The 16890-nt window shown below is 71.5% G+C and carries 18 protein-coding genes; 11 read left to right on the top strand and 7 right to left on the bottom strand.

Annotated elements, in window-relative coordinates; all coding sequences use genetic code 11:
- The first annotated feature begins 21 nt into the window (after positions 1-21).
- The 4 genes from CP983_RS32600 (at position 22) to CP983_RS32615 (ending at position 3701) form a co-directional block, all read left to right on the top strand.
- A complete protein-coding gene (locus CP983_RS32600) occupies positions 22-1386 on the top strand; it encodes an amidohydrolase (RefSeq protein WP_150503582.1) in 1365 nt (454 codons plus the stop codon).
- 22 nt (positions 1387-1408) lie between these two features.
- Entirely contained in the window at positions 1409-2590 is a 1182-nt protein-coding gene (locus tag CP983_RS32605) for a cytochrome P450 family protein (RefSeq protein ID WP_150503584.1), read from the top strand.
- Positions 2591-2672: 82 nt separating this feature from the next.
- Positions 2673-3362, top strand: a complete 690-nt coding sequence (locus CP983_RS32610) for a DUF899 domain-containing protein (RefSeq protein ID WP_150503586.1) — start codon at positions 2673-2675, stop codon at positions 3360-3362.
- A gap of 153 nt (positions 3363-3515) precedes the next feature.
- A complete protein-coding gene (locus tag CP983_RS32615; RefSeq protein WP_030948256.1) occupies positions 3516-3701 on the top strand; it encodes a hypothetical protein in 186 nt (61 codons plus the stop codon).
- Between the two features lie 21 nt (positions 3702-3722).
- Here the strand turns inward: CP983_RS32615 and CP983_RS32620 are convergent, their stop codons facing one another.
- The 3 genes from CP983_RS32620 to CP983_RS32630 form a co-directional block, all read right to left on the bottom strand.
- Positions 3723-5585: an ABC transporter ATP-binding protein gene (locus CP983_RS32620; RefSeq protein WP_373309879.1), complete on the bottom strand. Its 1863-nt coding sequence runs from the start codon at positions 5583-5585 to the stop codon at positions 3723-3725.
- A 234-nt stretch (positions 5586-5819) separates the two neighbouring features.
- Positions 5820-6254, bottom strand: a complete 435-nt coding sequence (locus CP983_RS32625; protein ID WP_167537797.1) for a hypothetical protein — start codon at positions 6252-6254, stop codon at positions 5820-5822.
- A complete protein-coding gene (locus tag CP983_RS32630) occupies positions 6245-6883 on the bottom strand; it encodes an ATP-binding protein (protein ID WP_107907140.1) in 639 nt (212 codons plus the stop codon). Before CP983_RS32630 ends, CP983_RS32625 begins: the two co-directional genes overlap by 10 nt.
- A gap of 315 nt (positions 6884-7198) precedes the next feature.
- Here CP983_RS32630 and CP983_RS32635 point away from each other — a divergent pair, with 315 nt between their 5' ends.
- The 3 genes from CP983_RS32635 (at position 7199) to CP983_RS32645 (ending at position 9183) form a co-directional block, all read left to right on the top strand.
- Entirely contained in the window at positions 7199-8059 is an 861-nt protein-coding gene (locus CP983_RS32635; RefSeq protein ID WP_107907141.1) for a helix-turn-helix domain-containing protein, read from the top strand.
- Entirely contained in the window at positions 8060-8314 is a 255-nt protein-coding gene (locus CP983_RS32640; protein WP_125529574.1) for a DUF397 domain-containing protein, read from the top strand.
- An 80-nt stretch (positions 8315-8394) separates the two neighbouring features.
- Positions 8395-9183, top strand: a complete 789-nt coding sequence (locus CP983_RS32645) for an SAM-dependent methyltransferase (protein WP_125529575.1) — start codon at positions 8395-8397, stop codon at positions 9181-9183.
- Positions 9184-9275: 92 nt separating this feature from the next.
- On the opposite strand, the gene pdxR is transcribed toward CP983_RS32645, so the two are convergent.
- A complete protein-coding gene (gene pdxR / locus CP983_RS32650) occupies positions 9276-10757 on the bottom strand; it encodes a MocR-like pyridoxine biosynthesis transcription factor PdxR (protein WP_150503590.1) in 1482 nt (493 codons plus the stop codon).
- Positions 10758-10804: 47 nt separating this feature from the next.
- Here pdxR and CP983_RS32655 point away from each other — a divergent pair, with 47 nt between their 5' ends.
- Positions 10805-11326, top strand: a complete 522-nt coding sequence (locus CP983_RS32655) for a carboxymuconolactone decarboxylase family protein (RefSeq protein WP_150503592.1) — start codon at positions 10805-10807, stop codon at positions 11324-11326.
- Between the two features lie 220 nt (positions 11327-11546).
- Here CP983_RS32655 and CP983_RS32660 read toward each other — a convergent pair whose 3' ends face one another.
- From CP983_RS32660 to CP983_RS32670, 3 genes are all read right to left on the bottom strand, one after another.
- The gene (locus tag CP983_RS32660; RefSeq protein ID WP_150503594.1) at positions 11547-13034 is read right to left on the bottom strand and encodes a glutamate synthase subunit beta; all 1488 of its coding nucleotides are present in this window, start codon (positions 13032-13034) and stop codon (positions 11547-11549) included.
- A gap of 176 nt (positions 13035-13210) precedes the next feature.
- Complete coding sequence (locus tag CP983_RS32665; RefSeq protein ID WP_125529954.1) at positions 13211-13690, bottom strand: anthrone oxygenase family protein; 480 nt, start codon at positions 13688-13690, stop codon at positions 13211-13213.
- A gap of 480 nt (positions 13691-14170) precedes the next feature.
- A complete protein-coding gene (locus tag CP983_RS32670; protein WP_150503596.1) occupies positions 14171-14866 on the bottom strand; it encodes a DUF2293 domain-containing protein in 696 nt (231 codons plus the stop codon).
- A gap of 261 nt (positions 14867-15127) precedes the next feature.
- On the opposite strand from CP983_RS32670, the gene CP983_RS32675 reads away from it, so the two are divergent.
- The 3 genes from CP983_RS32675 to CP983_RS32685 all read left to right on the top strand — a co-directional run bounded on the left by CP983_RS32675 (position 15128) and on the right by CP983_RS32685 (position 16801).
- A complete protein-coding gene (locus CP983_RS32675) occupies positions 15128-15760 on the top strand; it encodes a nucleoside/nucleotide kinase family protein (RefSeq protein WP_150503598.1) in 633 nt (210 codons plus the stop codon).
- 55 nt (positions 15761-15815) lie between these two features.
- Positions 15816-16229: a PPOX class F420-dependent oxidoreductase gene (locus CP983_RS32680; RefSeq protein ID WP_150503600.1), complete on the top strand. Its 414-nt coding sequence runs from the start codon at positions 15816-15818 to the stop codon at positions 16227-16229.
- A gap of 134 nt (positions 16230-16363) precedes the next feature.
- Positions 16364-16801: a CBS domain-containing protein gene (locus tag CP983_RS32685; protein WP_125529719.1), complete on the top strand. Its 438-nt coding sequence runs from the start codon at positions 16364-16366 to the stop codon at positions 16799-16801.
- Positions 16802-16890 lie beyond the last annotated feature (89 nt).

Here is a 16890-nt window from a genome sequence, read left to right on the forward strand (position 1 = left end):
ACCGCGTCGTACGTTGGCGTGATGACGCCTTCTCCCGCAGAAGCTCCCGCCGACCTCATCATCACCGGATGCACCGTCCTCGTGCACGACGACCAGGAGCGGATCGGGTTCGAGGAGGACGCCGCGATCGTCGTACGCGACGGAGTCGTCGAGTCCGTCACCAGCGCCGACGCCGTGCGCGGACGGGACGCCGCCGAGCGGATCGACGCCGCCGGGCAGGTCGCGCTTCCCGGCCTCGTCAACTGCCACACCCACGCCCCGATGGTCACCCTGCGCGGCGTCGCCGAGGACCTGCCCATCGAGGAGTGGTTCAACGACGTCGTGTGGCCGATCGAGTCCAACCTCACGGAGAGAGACGTGGAGTTGGGGGCGCGGCTGGCGTGCGCCGAGATGATCCGCGCGGGCGTCACCTGCTTCGCCGACCACTACTTCTCCATGGACGCCGTAGCCGCCGTCGTCGAGGAGTGCGGGATCAGGGCGCATCTCGGCGAGGCGTACTTCTCCTCCCAGGGGCCCCGAGGGCGGGAGAAGTCGCTGGAGTTCGCGCTGCGGCACCGCGGCGGCGCCGACGGCCGCATCACCACCGCCCTCGCCCCGCACGCCCCGTACACCGTCGACGACGCCGACCTCGCCGCCACCGCCGCACTCGCCCGCGACCACGGCCTGCCCGTCCACCTCCACGCCGCCGAGAACCGCGACCAGGCCGAGGCCAGTCTCGCCCGGCACGGCGTCACCCCCATCGAGGTGCTCAGGCGCACCGGCATCCTCGACACCGACGTCCTCATCGCCCACGGCACCGGCATCCTCGACAGCGACCTGCCGCTCCTCGAAGCAGCCAGCGGCAGTACGGCCGTCGCCACCGCCCCGCGCGGCTACCTGAAGTTCGCCTGGCCCACCACCACACCCGTGCGCGCCCTGCACGACATCGGCATCCCCGTCGGCCTCGCCACGGACGGCGCCGCGTCCAACAACTCCCTGGACGTATGGGAGTCGATGGCGCTCACCGCCCTCGTCCAGAAGTCGACCACCGGCGACCCGCGCTGGCTGACGGCACGTCAAGCCCTGCACCACGCCACGCTCCAGAGCGCCCGCGCGGTCGGACTCGGCGACCGCCTCGGCACCCTCGCACCCGGCCGGCGCGCCGACATCGTCCTGGTCGACCTGAGCGGCCCCCACACCCAGCCGGTGCACGACCTCGCCGCGACCCTCGTGCACAGCGCCCGTTCCTCCGACGTGCGTACGACCGTCGTCGACGGGCGGATCCTGATGCGCGACCGGGAGCTGCTGACGCTCGATGTGCCAGCGGTGGTACGGGAGTTGGGGGAGCGCATGCCCGCTCTGCTCGACCGCGGTCATGGCAGGCGGATCCAGGACTACGACAGCTGAGGCCGCCCCTAGGCTGATCCCCATGGATCCCGCCGACGGCCTCATCGACCACCCCCACGACGTGTACCGGCGCCTGCGCGACACCGCGCCGGTGCACCGCATCGCCGGCGCCGACGGCAACCCGGCCTGGATCGTCACCCGGTACCAGGACGTACGCGAGGCACTGACGGACCCGCGGCTCTCCGTGGACAAGCGGCACGCGAAGGAAGGCAACTACCAGGGCCTCACGCTGCCGCCCGCCCTGGACGCCAACCTCCTCAACATGGAGGCGCCCGACCACACCCGCATCCGCAGGCTGGTCGTGCGGGCCTTCACCGCGCGCCGGGTGGAGCAGCTCCGCGCGCCCATCCGAGAGACCGCCGACCGGCTGCTCGACGCCCTCGGCCCACACGGCACCACCGATCTGATCGCCTCCTACGCGGCGCCCCTGCCCATCACCGTCATCTGCGACCTCCTCGGCGTCCCGGACCGGCACCGGCGGGACTTCCGGGTCTGGACCGACACCCTCGTCGCCCCCGACCCGTCCCGCCCGCAGGACGCGAAGGCGGCCGTCGTCGCCATGCTCGGCTTCTTCGGCGAACTCCTCGCCGACAAGCGCGAGGAACCCGCCGACGACCTGCTCTCCGACCTGATCGCGGTCCGCGACGAGGGCGACCGGCTCAGCGAGGACGAGCTGATGTCCCTCGCCTTCCTCATCCTCTTCGCCGGCTACGAGAACACCGTGCAGCTCATCGGGAACGCGGTGCTGGCGCTGCTCCGGCACCCCGAACAGCTCGATGCCCTGCGTGCGGACCCCGAGGGCATCGCCGCCGCCGTGGAGGAGTTCCACCGCTTCGAGGGCCCCGCCCTGCTCGCCATCCGCCGCTTCCCCACCGAGGACATGACCATCGGCGGTGTCCCCGTGCCGGCCGGCGAGACCGTCCTGCTGTCCCTGGCCGCCGCCAACCGCGACCCGGCCCGCTTCCCCGACCCCGACCGCCTCGACCTCTCCCGCGACACCTCCGGACACCTTGCCCTCGGCCACGGCGTCCACCACTGCCTCGGCGCGCCGCTCGCCCGTGCCGAGACCGAGATCGCCCTGACCGCGCTGCTGGAACGGTTCCCCGAACTCGCCCTCGCGGACGGGGAACCCCGGTGGCGTCGCTCGCTGCGCGCGCGTGGCCTGCTCGCGCTGCCGGTGTCGTACTCCGGGAAGGAGTTCTGAGAATTCTTCGGGCCCGCCGATGAGTTCCGCCCCCGGCTCCGGTCACCACCCCGAACGGACCGTTGCACAGGAGGGGCGTCCCATGTCGCTTCCGGAGATCGTCTCGCGCGAGCAGTGGCGCGCGGCACGTGAGGAACTGCTGGTCAAGGAGAAGGCGGCCACGCGCGCGCGTGACGCCCTCAACGCCGAGCGGCGCAGACTGCCCATGGTGGAGGTCGAGGAGGAGTACGTCTTCGAGGGCGGAGACGGCAAGGCGACCCTGCTCGACCTCTTCGAGGGGCGGCAGCAACTCGTCGTCTACCACTTCATGTTCGCCCCCGAATGGGACGCGGGCTGCCGCAGCTGCTCCGGGTTCCTCGACCAGATCGGTCACCTGGCGCATCTGAAGGCGCGCGGGACGAACCTCGTCGCCGTCTCCCGGGCGCCGTTCACCCGGATCCTGCCGTTCAAGGCGCGCATGGGCTGGACGCTGCCGTGGTTCTCGTCGTACGCCGGTGACTTCAACCGCGACTTCGAGGTGACCCTGGAGCTCGACGGCGAGCTGGTGGAGCGGCCCGGCGTCAGCTGCTTCCTGCGGGACCGGGACCGCGTCTTCCACACCTACTCGACCTATGAGCGAGGCCTGGACGGACTGGGCTCGACGACCGGGTTCCTCGACCTCACCGCGCTGGGCCGGCAGGAGGAGTGGGAGGAACCCAAGGGGCGCGCGTCGGCTCTCGGGGCGCCCGCGGGCAGCGAACGCGTCCGGTATCACGACGAGTACGACGACTGACACGGGACGTAGCGGAAGATCATCGTGAGTGAGCGAGTGCTCACACATAGCCGTGAACGAGTGTCAACTACGTCTCAGTCCCGTCACTGACCGAGGCGATTCACCTCCGCCAGGCGTTAACTCCTACAAGTACGACGCTTATCGGAGGTCAGGATGGTGAACGGGCGAACAGTGCTCGAACGCTTTCCCGCGGGCGGGCCGCGAGGATCGTGGCCGGCGGAGGAGTTCGCGCACGCGCGACGCATGGAGGGGCTGCCCGCCGAGGTCGTCATGGACCTCGCGACGGACGCGTTCCTGGTGATCGTGCGCGGCGACGGAGCGGTGGACGCCGCCGCGTGAGCCCGGGCAGGGGCGAGCCGGTCAGCTCGCCTTCGGGGCCGGCACCCGGGTCGTGAACTGCTCGGCCTGGAGCGAGTACAGCTCCGCGTAGACACCGCCGGTGGCCAGCAGTTCGTCCGGAGTCCCGGACTCCACGAGCCGGCCCTGGTCGAGGACGTGCACCAGATCGGCATGGCGGACGGACGCCAGCCGGTGCGTGATGAGGACGACCGTCTGGCCGGTGGAGGCCAGGGCGCGGATCTTCTCGAACACCTCCAGCTCGGCCCGTGCGTCCAGGGCCGCCGTCGGCTCGTCCACGATCAGGATGCGGCCCCGCCGGTAGGCCGCCCGCGCGATCCCGAGCCGCTGCCACTGCCCGCCGGACAGCTCGTGCCCGCCGTTGAACTGCCGGGCCAGCAGGGTGTCCAGGCCGCGCGGCAGGTCCGCCACCACCTCCTCCGCCCCCGCCTCGGCGACCGACGTGGCCAGACGCTCCTCGGTGAGCGGCGCGGAGGACCGGCCCACGGCCACATTGACCCTGGCGGTGAACGGCCAGCGCTTGAAGTCCTGGGCCACCATCGCGATGCGCTCGGCGAGTTGGTGCCGGTCGGCGCCGGCCGCGTCGACGTCGTCCCACAGGACACGGCCCCGGTCCGGGGTGTAGAGCCCCGCGAGCAGCTTGACCAGGGTGGTCTTGCCGGAGCCGTTCTCGCCGACCAGCGCGACGATCCGGCCGAGGGGGAGGGTGAGCGTGACGTCGTCGAGGGCGGGGCGCGCGGATTCGCCCGGATAGGAGAAGCTGACGTTCTCGAAGCGGATCTCCCGGGGGTCCACGGGCAGGGCGGCGCCGCCGACCGGGATCGCCCGTTCGGCCGCCTCGACGTAGAGCCGTTGCAGATCGCCGACGAAGAGCGCCTCCTCGTGGAGCGCGTTGACCTCCAGGACCAGGCTGTCCAGGCTCGACGACCCGGTGCGGATGGCGATCACGGCCGTACCCGCCACGGACAGTGCCATGGCGCCGGCCAGCAGCAGACCGCCCAGCGTGGCGTACGTCGCCACGGTCGCGAGCCCCGTCCACGCCGCCGCGATGAGCCCGGTGCGCGCGGCGAGCCGGGCCAGCCGGGCCTGCTCCGCCTCCGCCGTCTCCGACATCGCCCGGTAGTGGCGCAGCAGGAAGGGCCCGACCCCGTGCACCCGGATCTCGGGCGCGGCGGCGGGCTCGGTCAGCAGCCCGCTGATCAGATGGCCGGCGCGGGCGTGCTGCACCCAGGTGTGGAAGGACTCGTAGCGGCGCCGGGCGTTGGTCAGGGCGCTCCAGGCGCTCGGCAGCGTCATGGTGGCGAGGAGGGGCAGCAGGGCGGGGTGCAGCACGGCGAGCACACCGGCCGCGGCGATCAGCGAGATGCCCGCGTTCACCACGCGGGCGCTGTAGGAGATCATGCGGCGGGCGGACGCGGCGCCGTACTGCGCGGTGTCCAGCAGCTTGTGGAAGGCGTGGTCCTCGATCGCGGACAGCTCCACCGCGGCCGCCCGCTCCAGATACAGCTCGGTCGCCACGCGCTCCACCTTGGGCTCCAGACGCCCCGTGGCGTACGTCGACGCGGCCCGCAGCAGCGTCGAGACGACCATCACGGCGGCCATGGCGACCAGTGCGGGAACGGCACCTCGCAGCCGCTCCGCCAGCTCCCCGGGCTCGATCAGCCGCCCCAGCACACTGTTGACGGCGAGCAGCCCGACCGCCTGCGCCAGACCCCGGCCCACCTCGGCCGCCAGCACGGTCCGTGCGGCCCGCCGGTCGGCCTGCCAGGCGAGCCTGAAGCTCGACCCAAGCAGGGACGGCAGCCGCGTCACCATGGCCCGCAGGCTCAGCTCCAGGAACGCGTCCCGGTGCTGGTTCCACCCCATGTCGTAGCGCAGCGGACCCCCGAAGAGCAGCCGCTCCGACTCCGACACCCGAGCCTCACCGGCGCCCTGTTTCTTCCCCACCGCACAGCCTCCCCCGACCGCCCTCGACGACGGAGGGCCACTATGGCGGGGCGGGGACGTTCGAGGGGAGGGCGTAAGTGGGGGTGGGAGGTGCACGCGGGCGTGCGCCGTCGGGCACCCGTGCCCGAGGACGGCGGACGGGGCCGCCGAGCGCTATGCGGTGATCTGCTTGGACCAGGTCGGCGTGGTTCCCATGACCCTGCACAGCGCCAGATACAGCGGGATCGGCGGGGTGTAGGGCACCGTCCCGTCCCCGCGGTGGATCAGCCGCGGGGTGTCCACGACGACCGCCCCCGTGCTGTACCGCACGCCCGTCGGCCACTCCAGTGCGTAGTCGGAGTCGGACGGGAGGATCCACCACCAGTGGACGTCGTCGGCGTACACGGACCCCACGCGCGGCAGCCGGGGCAGGACCAGGGGACCGAAGCGGGCGGGAACCGCCACCGCGTCGCAGCCCAGGGGAGCCGTCATCCCCTCCGGAACGGGCAGGCGGCGCGGGGCGGCCGATGTGCGCATGCCGCGACGGAGGCGGACCAGCGAATCCAGGCTCAGCACCTGACCGCCGCCGGACACGCCGCTCACAGCCATGCGGATCCCGTTCCCCCGTCGTGTCGTGCCTCGGCCTCGTCCTCGTCGCCCGGGACACCGGGCGGACCCGGTTTGGGCCGGGACCCCCAGCCGAGGTCGCTGCAAGGCTCGTTGTCGGTGTGCGGCACGTCGCCGAAAGCGGCTCCGCGCGGCAGATCGGCCCAGACCACCAGTCCGGACCCGTGTTCCTGCGCCCCCCAGGCGTGACAGAGGGCGTCTATGAGGAGCAGTCCCCTCCCGTGCTCCTCCTCGGGACGCGCGGGCGACGGGTGGGGCTCACCCGGCGCGCAACCCTCGTCGCGCACCGCTATGCGCACCAGGTCGGTGCCGTCGTGCAGCTCGCACACTATGTGCTCGCTGGCGGTGTGCACGATCGCGTTGGTGACCAGCTCGGACACGACGAGTGCCGCCGTGTCGCAGGTGTCCTCGCACACCGACCAGCCGTTCAGCCGCGCCCTGGTCAGGCGTCTGGCCTGCGCGGGAGAGCCCGGATGGGCGGCCAGTTCGAACCGGAACCGGCGCTCGTCGCCGACGCTCCGCTGGGGGCCGATTCCCGTGGTGGCACCGAGGCCGTGGGGGACCACAGTGGCGTTTGTTCCTAAGGGCGGGGACGGAATCACGCTTGCCACTATCGCCCCGCCGTGAACACTTGGCAAGTGTCACTCTGAAATATGCAGAGTGCTGTGTGACTCTCTGGAAGGCCGTGGCACACTGCTCGCAACAGCATGTCGAACGGCGCCAGTTGGGATCACCGGGGATCCGCCGCGATCTTCGAATAGGTCTTCGAATGGCGCCGTCGGCCTGTCGGCGTTCGGTTGGCCTGTCGGCGTTCGGTCGATCTGCCGGGATTCGGTCCTTCTGTCTATATTCAGTCGGTCCGACTCGGCCGGTCCGGCCCAGTCGGTCTGCAGGGATGCGTACGGATTCATTCGTGGAGGTGGAGCGTGAGCGAGCCGCGGTCCGCGCCGACGGTCGGCCAGGTCGTCCTGGGTCGGCGCCTGCTGGACCTGCGGGAGCGCGCAGGGCTCAAGCGTGAGGAGGCCGCCCGTGTCCTCCGCGTCGCGCCCGCGACGGTCCGGCGCATGGAGATGGCCGAGGTCGGCCTCAAGATCCCGTACCTGCAACTGCTCCTGAAGGCCTACGGCATCTCCGAGGAGGAGGCCGAGGCGTTCGTACTGCTGGCCGAGGAGGCCAACAAGCCCGGCTGGTGGCAGCGGTTCCACGACATCCTGCCGGGCTGGTTCTCCATGTACGTCAGCCTGGAGGGCGCCGCCGCCCTCATCCGGTCCTACGAACCCCACTTCGTGCCCGGTCTGCTCCAGACCGAGGGCTACGCGCGCGGAGTGCTGAAGTCGGGCGCTATCGGCCAGACCAGCCCCGACGACATCGAGCGCCATGTCGCCCTGCGCATGCAACGCCAGCGACTGCTCACTCGTGAGGACGCTCCCCGGCTGTGGGTCGTGATGGACGAGACCGTGCTGCGCCGCCAGGTGGGCGGCCCGGAGGTGATGCGGGACCAGATCGACAGACTGCTCGAGGCAACGAAGCTGCCCAACGTGACGTTGCAGGTGGCCCCGTTCGCGAACGGGCCGCACCCCGGCACGTACGGGCCCTTCGTGCTGTTCCGATTTGCCATGTCAGAACTGCCGGACATGGTCTACAGCGAGTACCTGACCGGCGCCGTCTATCTCGACGCGCGCGCGGAGGTGGCGACCCACCTCGAGGTCATGGACCGCATGGCGGCGCAGGCCGCTACGGCACATCGCACGAAGGAGATCCTGCGGGATCTCCGCAAGGAGCTGTGAATGGATCGCATCAAGCCGCGCATAAGCGTCTACAACGGTATGCCCGCGCGGGACTTGGGCAGCGAGGGCTGGCATAAGCCGTGGAGCGGGGGCAACGGCGGCAACTGTCTGGAGGCGATGAAGCTCGCCGACGGCCGTATCGCCGTGCGCCAGTCGACCGACCCGGACGGGCCGGCGCTGATCTACACCACGGACGAGATGACCGCGTTCATCGAGGGCGCCAAGGCGGGGGAGGCCGACTTCCTGCTGTCCTGACCGATTGCCTTCTCTTCTCTCGTGCAACTTTCTTGATTTGGTGCTTAGTTGATAATCCATTGCGTGTTACGGAGTGCCTTATGACCGAGATCGACACCAGCAAGCCGCATCCCGCGCGGATGTACGACTGGTATCTCGGCGGGAAGGACAACTACCCCGTCGACGAGGCCATGGGGCAGCAGATGCTCGCCCTCGACCCGCGCGTCCCCGTGATGGCGCGGGTCAACCGGGCGTTCATGCACCGCTCCACCCGCTGGCTCGCCCGGCAGGGCGTGAGGCAGTTCCTGGACATCGGCACCGGTATCCCGACCGAGCCGAACCTCCACCAGATCGCCCAGCGGATCGCCCCCGACGCCCGGGTCGTGTACTGCGACAACGACCCCATCGTGCTGGCCCACGCGGCGGCCCTGCTGCGCGGCACGGAGGAGGGCGTCACCGAGTATCTGCAGGCCGATGTCCGCGACCCGGACGCCATCGTCGAAGGTGCCCGGAAGATCCTGGACTTCAGCGCCCCGGTCGCCCTGTCCCTCGTCGCGCTGCTGCACTTCGTCTCCGACGAGGACGGCGCGCACGAGCTGGTCGGCCGGCTGCTGTCCGAACTACCCTCGGGCAGCTATCTGGTGATGACCCACGCGACCGCCGACTTCACTCCAGAGGAGTCGGCGGCGGCGACCGAGAAGCTCAAGGCGGCGGGCGTCACGCTGGCCCTTCGCTCCCGCGACGAGTTCACCCGCTTCTTCGACGGCCTCGAACTGGTCCCGCCGGGCGTGGAGGTGCCGCACCAGTGGCACCCCGACCTGGGGGACCCCGTGGCGGGGCAGGAGGACGGGGTCATTCCCGGGTACGGGGCGGTGGGCCGCAAGCCGTAGGGCGACCGACCCTCGCAGAAGGAAGACCCCGCAGAGCGACTGAGGCCGCTCTGCAGGGTCTGACGGGTATACAGGGAGCCTGGTCGGCCCTCTCATTCGCCCGGTGTCGGTTCCTCGGCAGGGGGCAGTACCCCGCACAGCGCCTCCAGCGCCGCCCCGTAGGCATGCTCCGAGGGCGTGGCGCAGCCGACGACGATGCCGTCGCGGGCCGGCGTGTCCTCCTCGTGCGCGTCCGGGTGCCGGAACTCGGCGAGGCCGTCCAGGGCGACGCCCTGCCAGGTGGCCGCCTTCACCGTGGACCGCTCGGTGCCGGGCGGCAGCCGCAGCACCGCGTGGAGCCCGGCGGCGACACCCGTCACCTCAACGTGCGGCGCATGCTCGGCGAGCGCGGCCACCAGCCGGTCGCGGCGGCTCCGGTAACGCTGCCGCATGCGCCGTACATGACGGTCGTACGCCCCGGAGACGATGAAGTCGGCGAGGCTCAGCTGATCGAGGACGCTCACCCATGCCTCGCGCTCGCCCTTGGCCGCGAGCAGGTCGCCGACGTACCGCTCCGGCAGCACCATCCACCCCAGCCGCAGCGCGGGTGACAGGCTCTTGCTGACCGAGCCGATGAAGATCACCCGCTCCGGATCCAGTCCCTGGACGGCTCCGACAGGCTTGCGGTCGTAGCGGAACTCGCCGTCGTAGTCGTCCTCCAGGACCACGCCGCCACGCGCGCGTGCCCAGTCGATCACGGCGGTACGGCGCTCGGGGTGCAGCGGGCCGCCGGTCGGGAACTGGTGCGCGGGCGTGAGCAGCACCGCGCGCTCCCGCGCCAGCCGGTCCACGCGCGCGCCGTCCTCGTCGAGGGGGAGCGGTACGGTCCGTACGCCCGCGGCGGTGAGCAGTTCCCGGTGGAAACCCAGCCCGTACGCCTCCACGGCCAGCGGCCCGCGCAGCACACCGCCGCCCCCGGACCGGTCCTGGCCGAACAGCAGCCGCAGAGCGTGCGCGAAGCCGGAGCAGATCACGATCCGGTCCGGCTCGGTGCGCACGCCACGCGCGCGTGCCAGGTACTCGGTGAGCGCCTCGCGCAATTCGATCCGCCCGGCAGAGTCGCCCGGCCCGAAGACCTCGTTCGGCGCCTGCTGGAGCGCCCGCCGGCAGGAGGCCAGCCAGGCCGCCCGCGGGAACGCCGACGCGTCCGGCGTCCCCTGCCGCAGGTCGTGCCGAGGGCCACGCGCGCGTGGCGGCGCCTTGCGCGGCACCCGCTCGGCGCGCCGCAGGGGCTCGGCACGCTCGGCCACACGCGTCCCCGAGCCCTGCCGGGCCGAGAGCCAGCCCTCGGCGACCAGTTCCGCGTACGCGTCGGCCACGGTGTTGCGGGCGACCCCGAGGTCGGCGGCGAGCGAACGGTACGGCGGCAGCCGGGTGCCCGGCGCGAGCCGCCCACTGCGCACGGCGTCCCGCAGCGCACGGGTCAATGCGGCCCGCCGACCGCCGGGACCGGACGACTCCGAGAGGTCCAGATGCAGGTCGGCGCCGATCCGCCGCGCCGGGTCCACCCAGGAATTGACCCGTGAATCCGTCATGGAATTGCACCCTACAGTGGGTCTTTCCGATCCGTAGGTTGGTCCACATGACGACGAACACGATCGAGAACAGCACCGGCATCGACATCCCCGGGGCCATCACCGAGGCCGAGGCCGCCCGCACCCGACTGGACTTCGCGAAGTCCGCCCCGAAGGTCTTCCGCGCGATCGTCGGCTTCGACGCCGCCGCCCGGGAGGGCCTCGACCCGGCCCTCGTCGAACTGATCCAGATCCGCGCCTCGCTCCTCAACCAGTGCGCCTACTGCCTCCACATGCACACCAACGACGCCCGCAAGGCCGGTGAGAGCGAGGACCGGCTGCACCTGGTCGCCGTCTGGCGCGAGGCCCGCCACTTCTTCACCGAGCGCGAGCAGGCGGCCCTGGCCCTCACGGAGGCCGTCACCCTGGTCGCCGACGGAGGCGTCCCGGACGAGGCCTACGCGCAGGCGGCCGCCCACTTCGACGACTCCGAACTGGCCCATGTGCTGGCCCTGATCATGACGATCAACACCTGGAACAGGGTGGCGCTGGCGACGGGGAAGGTGGCGGGGACGGACGAGCGGCGGTGATGAGGCGGGGCGGAGTGGCGGGGACGGACGAGCGGCGCTGATGAGGTGGGGCGGAGCTGGCGGGGACGGACGAGCGCCGCTGCTGAGGCGGGGCTGGTGGGGCGGGGCTGAGGTGGCTGGGCTGGTGGGGCGGGCTGACGCGGCGGCGCTGTGGGGCGATGCGGCGCTGGTGAGCGGCCCCATCGGCTGCCGCCCCGGCACCCCATCGAGCGGCGCCGCGTCAGACGGTCATCGGCCGGTCGTACGGCGAGATCGGTGCCGGCAGCCTCGAACTCCCCGTCAGGTGATGATCGACGGCCGCCGCCACCGCCCGTCCCTCGGCGATCGCCCACACGATCAGCGACTGCCCCCTGGCAGCGTCCCCGGCGGCGAACACGCCCGGCACGTTCGTCGCGAACCCGACGTCCCGTGTGATCGTGCCGCGCGGCTCCATCTCCAGCCCCAACTGCTCGATCAGCCCGTCCGTCCGGTCCGGCCCGGAGAAGCCGAGGGCGAGCAGCACCAGGTCGGCCGGCAGCGTCCGCCCGGTGTCCGGCCTGTGACGGCGCTCGGCGTCCACCTCGACCAGGTGCAGCGACCTTACGTGCCCGTCGGCGTCGCCCGTGAAGTGGAGCGTGGACGCCGCGAACAGGCGCGCGTCCGCGTCCGCCGCCGGCGCGGTCTCCAGGTCGCGCGCCTCCTCGTGCGCGGCCGAGAGCCGGTAGATCTTCGGGTACGTCGGCCAGGGCTCGGCGTCCTCGTCCCGCTCGGCGCCCGGCTGGGCGTAGATGTCCAACTGGGTCACGGACGCGGCACCCTCGCGCACGGCCGTGCCCAGACAGTCGGCGCCGGTGTCCCCGCCGCCGACGATGACGACATGCTTCCCGGCGGCGGACATGGGGGACGACTCCAGATCCCCCTCGCACACCCGGTTGGCCAGCGGCAGATACTCCATCGCCTGCTCGATGCCGCTCAACTCCCGCCCGGGAACCGACAGTTCACGCCAGGCCGTGGCCCCGGTGGCGATCACCACGGCGTCGTAGCGCGACCGAAGCTCGGCCGCCCCGATGTCCCGCCCGACCGCCGTCGACGTACGGAACTTCGTCCCCTCGGCCCGCATCTGCTCGATCCGCCGCTCCAGATGGTGCTTCTCCATCTTGAACGCGGGGATGCCGTACCGCATCAACCCGCCGATCCGGTCGTCCTTCTCGTACACGGCGACCGTGTGGCCGGCCCGGGTCAGCTGCTGTGCCGCCGCGAGCCCCGTGGGCCCCGACCCGATGACCGCGACCGTCCGGCCCGACAACCGGTCCGGCGGCCGGGGCGGAGCGAACCCCTCCTCCCACGCCCGGTCGCCGATGGCGCACTCGACGTTCTTGATGGTGACGGCCGGCTGATTGATCGCCAGCACACACCCCGCCTCGCACGGCGCCGGACACAACCGCCCGGTGAACTCGGGGAAGTTGTTCGTCGCGTGCAGCCGATCCGCCGCCGCCCGCCAGTCCTCCCGCGACACCAGGTCGTTCCACTCGGGGATCAGATTCCCCAGCGGACAGGCTTCGTGACAGAACGGGACGCCGCAGTCCATGCAGCGATCGGCCTGCTTGCTGATGATCGGCAGCAGCGCCCCGGGGACGTACACCTCGTCCCAGTCCCCGACCCGCTCCTCGACGGGCCTGCGCGGCCAGTCCTGGCGGGGGGTGGTCATGAAACCCTTGGGATCGGCCATGGCCGTCTTCCTCGCATGCGCGTGCGCGTGCGCGCGTGACGCGGGTGGAGCCGTGCGTCATCGGGCGGCACTCTTCCCGCAACGATACGTCTCACCGGTCACGTGCGCAGAGTGGAGGGACAGCGCTTTCTCGGGGTGTTTCCGTCAGCGGACGGCCGTTCTCGGAGGCGTCCGGGTCAGCTGACGGCCAGCACGAACGACACCGTCGCGGCGGCCGAGGCGACCGTCCGTACGTGGTTCCACATCGTCCACTCCCGCACGTACGTCGGCCAGTAGTCGGCCGCCTCCTGCGTGCCCGCTTCCAGCTTCATCAACGTGTCGTTGCGAGGCACGTTCGCCACCATGGTCACCCCGAACGAGCCGAACAGATACAGCGCGCTGCCCAGCAGCAGCGCCACCGTCCCCTCGTCCGGCCAGAGCACGAACGTCACCACGGCGATCACCGCGCACAGCACCGCCGTCCCGATGAACACCAGCATGAACGCCGGCATCAGCGCGGTCACATTGATCGCCTTCATCGCGGCGACGCCCTGCGCGGGCGGCAGCGCGGCGAGCCCCCGCATCACGAAGGTCGAGAAGGCACAGAAGACCCCGGCCACGAGGCCGGTGCCGACCACACCGATCACGATCAGTACGAAGTACGGCCCATCGATCATGTCAACTTCAACTCCCGCATCCCGCCGAGATCATGCCCGGCCCCGTCCGTCACCTCAAGTGAAATCCTGTACGACCTCAGTGACCATGGCCGAACGACGCGACCACATGCGCGAACGTCCAGGGGGTGGGCGTCGAGGTCGTGGGGGTGGGCGTCGAGGTCGTGGGGTGGGTGTCGAGGTCGTGGGGTGGGTGTCGAGGTCGTGGGGGTGGTGGCGAGCGCCGGCCGGGGGTGGGGCGGCGGGGTCCGAGCTGGCTCCTCGGGCGGCCGGGGCGGCGAGCTCGATCGGTGTCGGGGACGGGCTTCGGGAGCCGTCGGGGACGTGGGTCTGTTCGGCGTGTTCGGCGTGTTCGGCGTCGAGGCCTGGGTGTCGCCGCGGTCGGGAGCGTGCGCTTCGGGGTCGGGGACGAGAGCTCCGAAGCATCCGGGGACGCGGACTCCCGCGGCCCGGGAAGCCGTGGCGCATTGCGATGCTTCACCATCAGCCGGCCTCGGACACCCCCGCCCGCCACGCCCTCAACGTCGTCTCCACCATGGCCATGATCCGGCGCCGCGCCTCGTGCCGCGGCACGCCGCTCATCAGCAACTGGTCGTACGGCGTATCCGTGTGCCGCACAGCCGCCACGACCGCCGACGTCACCGCCACCTCGGTCAACGCCCGCCCCGCCGCACTCCGCCCCACCCGCCCGCTGCCCCGCACCGACGCGTGCCCGGCGATGTCCCGCGCCCGGTCCGCCGGACACCCCGGGAACAGCCGCCGTATCTCCGCCCCGAACGCCTCCGCGAACCGCACGTCCTCCCGAGCCCGGCGCCGCGCGTCCCGCATCCGACGCCGCCGCCGAGCCTCCGCATCCGCCAGGCACCGCTCCTCGGCCCGGGCCAGCGCCGCCTCCTCGACCAGAACCCCCTGCCGCTCATAGCGACTCCTGCGCCGGTTGAACCGCACAACCACCGCCGACAGCGCACTCTCCTCCCGCGACCGACGCGTCAACGCCGTGTCGCCGCGCGGCAGGAACACCAGATGCCCGAGGTCGGCACAGTCCAGACACCGCGGCGCCCCGTCCTCCAGTACGAGCATCTGCAACGGCCCCGCCTGACACTCTCCGCAATGCCGCCGCTTGAGAGGCTGAACCACCAGAAGGCCGGTGCGGTGCGGGGGAGTTGCGAGAGGTGCCATATCGATTCCTTCCCCTCGGACCGGGCCCGAGGAACTCACCGACGGGCTTCTCGGACCCGCTCGTGACGCCGCGGACGCGTCTCGCGGGCTGGCGCGGGAGGCCTCACCGAGCGGGCTCGTCCACTCGGCCGGCTCTGCCCCCGACCCCACCGGACCCGTGCCTGCCTCACCCCCTCCGACGGACCCCTCACCCTCTCCGACAGCCCCCTCGCCCCCGAACCGCAACGCACCCCACCCACCCCCTGCCGCATCATTGGCCCTGTGCGACTGGAAGCGATCACCTGGGACCGGCTCGGCGAGCATCTGGCCGAGCGGCTGCTCGATCTGGAGCCGGCCGACGGCAGCCCTTGGCCGCGCGTCGCCTTCGACGGTGCCCCCGCGGCCCGTCCCGGCGACCTCGCCGAGCGGGTCGGCGAGGCGCTGCGCATACGCGGCCGCCCCTCGCTCACCGTCGGCACGGAGGGCTTCCTGCGTCCCGCCTCGGTCCGCCTGGAGTACGGCCACCGGGACATCGAGGCCTACTACGACGGCTGGGTCGACACCGGCGCCCTGTGGCGCGAGGTCTTCGGTCCCCTCGAACCCGGCGGCGACGGCCGCGTCCTGCCCGACCTGTGGGACCCGGCCATCGACCGAGCCACGCGCAGCCCTCACGTCCAACTCCCGCCCGGCGGAATCCTGTTGATGCACGGCCCCCTCCTGCTGCGCCACTGGTTCCCCTTCGACCTGACCGTCCACGTCCTCCTCTCACCCGGCGCCCTGCGCCGCCGCACCCCCGAGACCGAGCACTGGACCCTCCCCGCATTCGACCGCTACGGCCACGAGACCGACCCGGCCAACGCCGCCGACGTCCTCGTGCGCGCCGACGACCCACGGCACCCGGCGTGGAGCGGCTGAAGCGAGATCCGGAAAAACCCTTCTGCATGCACGTGCATTTAAATACCCTTGGGGCATGACGACCTCCGCGAGTGATCCGGTCCCCTTCGACGACTCCGTCCGCACCCTGCTGGACGGCAAGAACTTCGCCAGCGTGGCCACCCTCGGCCCCGACGGTGCTCCCCAGAACTCGGTGGTCTGGATCAAACGCGAGGGCGACACCGTCCTCTTCTCCTCGGTCGACGCCCGTCAGAAGGTGCGCAACCTCCGCCGCGACCCCCGCATCAGCGTCTCCGTCTACGACCTGGCCAACCCCTACTCCTCCGTCGAGATCCGCGGCGTCGCCGAGATCGTCCCGGACGAGGCCAAGCGGCTCCCGTTCGAGCTCTCGCACAAGTACCTCGGCATCGAACCGCCCGCCGAGAAGGACGACGAGACCCGCGTGATCATCCGCGTCGTCCCGCGGAAACTCGTGCGCTTCTCGGCCTGATCGCCGCCTGTCGGCGATGGCCGTTACCGCTCGGTTCCGGGTGCATCGGCCGGACGCCCCGGCGAGAATGAAGGGCGCCGGGACTAGCGGTGCGTCCTGCGCCGCGCCGGCCGTCCGGCATCGGGAGGTAGTCCATGACCACTGCCGGAGACATCATGCACCGAGGCGCCCAGTGGATCCCGACCCACGAGACCCTGGACCGTGCCGCCCAGCTGATGCGTGAGCTGGGTGTCGGAGCCCTGCCCATCAGCGATGAGAACGAACGGCTCTGCGGCATCCTCACCGACCGCGACATCGTCATCGGCTGCGTGGCCATGGGCCACGACCCGAGCAAGGTCACCGCCGGCGAGATGGCGCAGGGCACCCCGCGCTGGATCGACGCGAGCGCCGACATCAGCGACGTGCTCCGGGAGATGAAGGATCACCAGATCCGACGGCTCCCCGTCATCGAGGACAAGCGCCTCGTCGGCATGATCAGCGAGGCCGATCTGGCCAGGAGCCTGCCGGAGGACGAGATCGGTCCATGGGCCGAGAGCGTCTATGCCATGAGCGCGGCGCCCAGGACACATTGACCCGACGAGGCCCTGAGAACGCGCTCGCCGATTCGGCGAACGCCCCTCACTCCACGGATCGTCCTCGTTCGGCCGGCCGTGCCGGACGA

The organism is Streptomyces chartreusis, assembly GCF_008704715.1.
Classification (GTDB): domain Bacteria; phylum Actinomycetota; class Actinomycetes; order Streptomycetales; family Streptomycetaceae; genus Streptomyces; species Streptomyces chartreusis.

Excerpts from the sequence above, each read along its gene's own strand:
- CP983_RS32600 (WP_150503582.1), top strand. The coding sequence starts at position 22 with ATGACGCCTTCTCCCGCAGAAGCTCCCGCCGACCTCATCATCACCGGA.
- CP983_RS32605 (WP_150503584.1), top strand. The coding sequence starts at position 1,409 with ATGGATCCCGCCGACGGCCTCATCGACCACCCCCACGACGTGTACCGG.
- CP983_RS32610 (WP_150503586.1), top strand. The coding sequence starts at position 2,673 with ATGTCGCTTCCGGAGATCGTCTCGCGCGAGCAGTGGCGCGCGGCACGT.
- CP983_RS32615 (WP_030948256.1), top strand. The coding sequence starts at position 3,516 with ATGGTGAACGGGCGAACAGTGCTCGAACGCTTTCCCGCGGGCGGGCCG.
- CP983_RS32620 (WP_373309879.1), bottom strand. The coding sequence starts at position 5,585 with ATGGGGTGGAACCAGCACCGGGACGCGTTCCTGGAGCTGAGCCTGCGG.
- CP983_RS32625 (WP_167537797.1), bottom strand. The coding sequence starts at position 6,254 with ATGGCTGTGAGCGGCGTGTCCGGCGGCGGTCAGGTGCTGAGCCTGGAT.
- CP983_RS32640 (WP_125529574.1), top strand. The coding sequence starts at position 8,060 with ATGGATCGCATCAAGCCGCGCATAAGCGTCTACAACGGTATGCCCGCG.
- CP983_RS32645 (WP_125529575.1), top strand. The coding sequence starts at position 8,395 with ATGACCGAGATCGACACCAGCAAGCCGCATCCCGCGCGGATGTACGAC.
- pdxR (WP_150503590.1), bottom strand. The coding sequence starts at position 10,757 with ATGACGGATTCACGGGTCAATTCCTGGGTGGACCCGGCGCGGCGGATC.
- CP983_RS32655 (WP_150503592.1), top strand. The coding sequence starts at position 10,805 with ATGACGACGAACACGATCGAGAACAGCACCGGCATCGACATCCCCGGG.
- CP983_RS32660 (WP_150503594.1), bottom strand. The coding sequence starts at position 13,034 with ATGGCCGATCCCAAGGGTTTCATGACCACCCCCCGCCAGGACTGGCCG.
- CP983_RS32665 (WP_125529954.1), bottom strand. The coding sequence starts at position 13,690 with ATGATCGATGGGCCGTACTTCGTACTGATCGTGATCGGTGTGGTCGGC.
- CP983_RS32670 (WP_150503596.1), bottom strand. The coding sequence starts at position 14,866 with ATGGCACCTCTCGCAACTCCCCCGCACCGCACCGGCCTTCTGGTGGTT.
- CP983_RS32680 (WP_150503600.1), top strand. The coding sequence starts at position 15,816 with ATGACGACCTCCGCGAGTGATCCGGTCCCCTTCGACGACTCCGTCCGC.
- CP983_RS32685 (WP_125529719.1), top strand. The coding sequence starts at position 16,364 with ATGACCACTGCCGGAGACATCATGCACCGAGGCGCCCAGTGGATCCCG.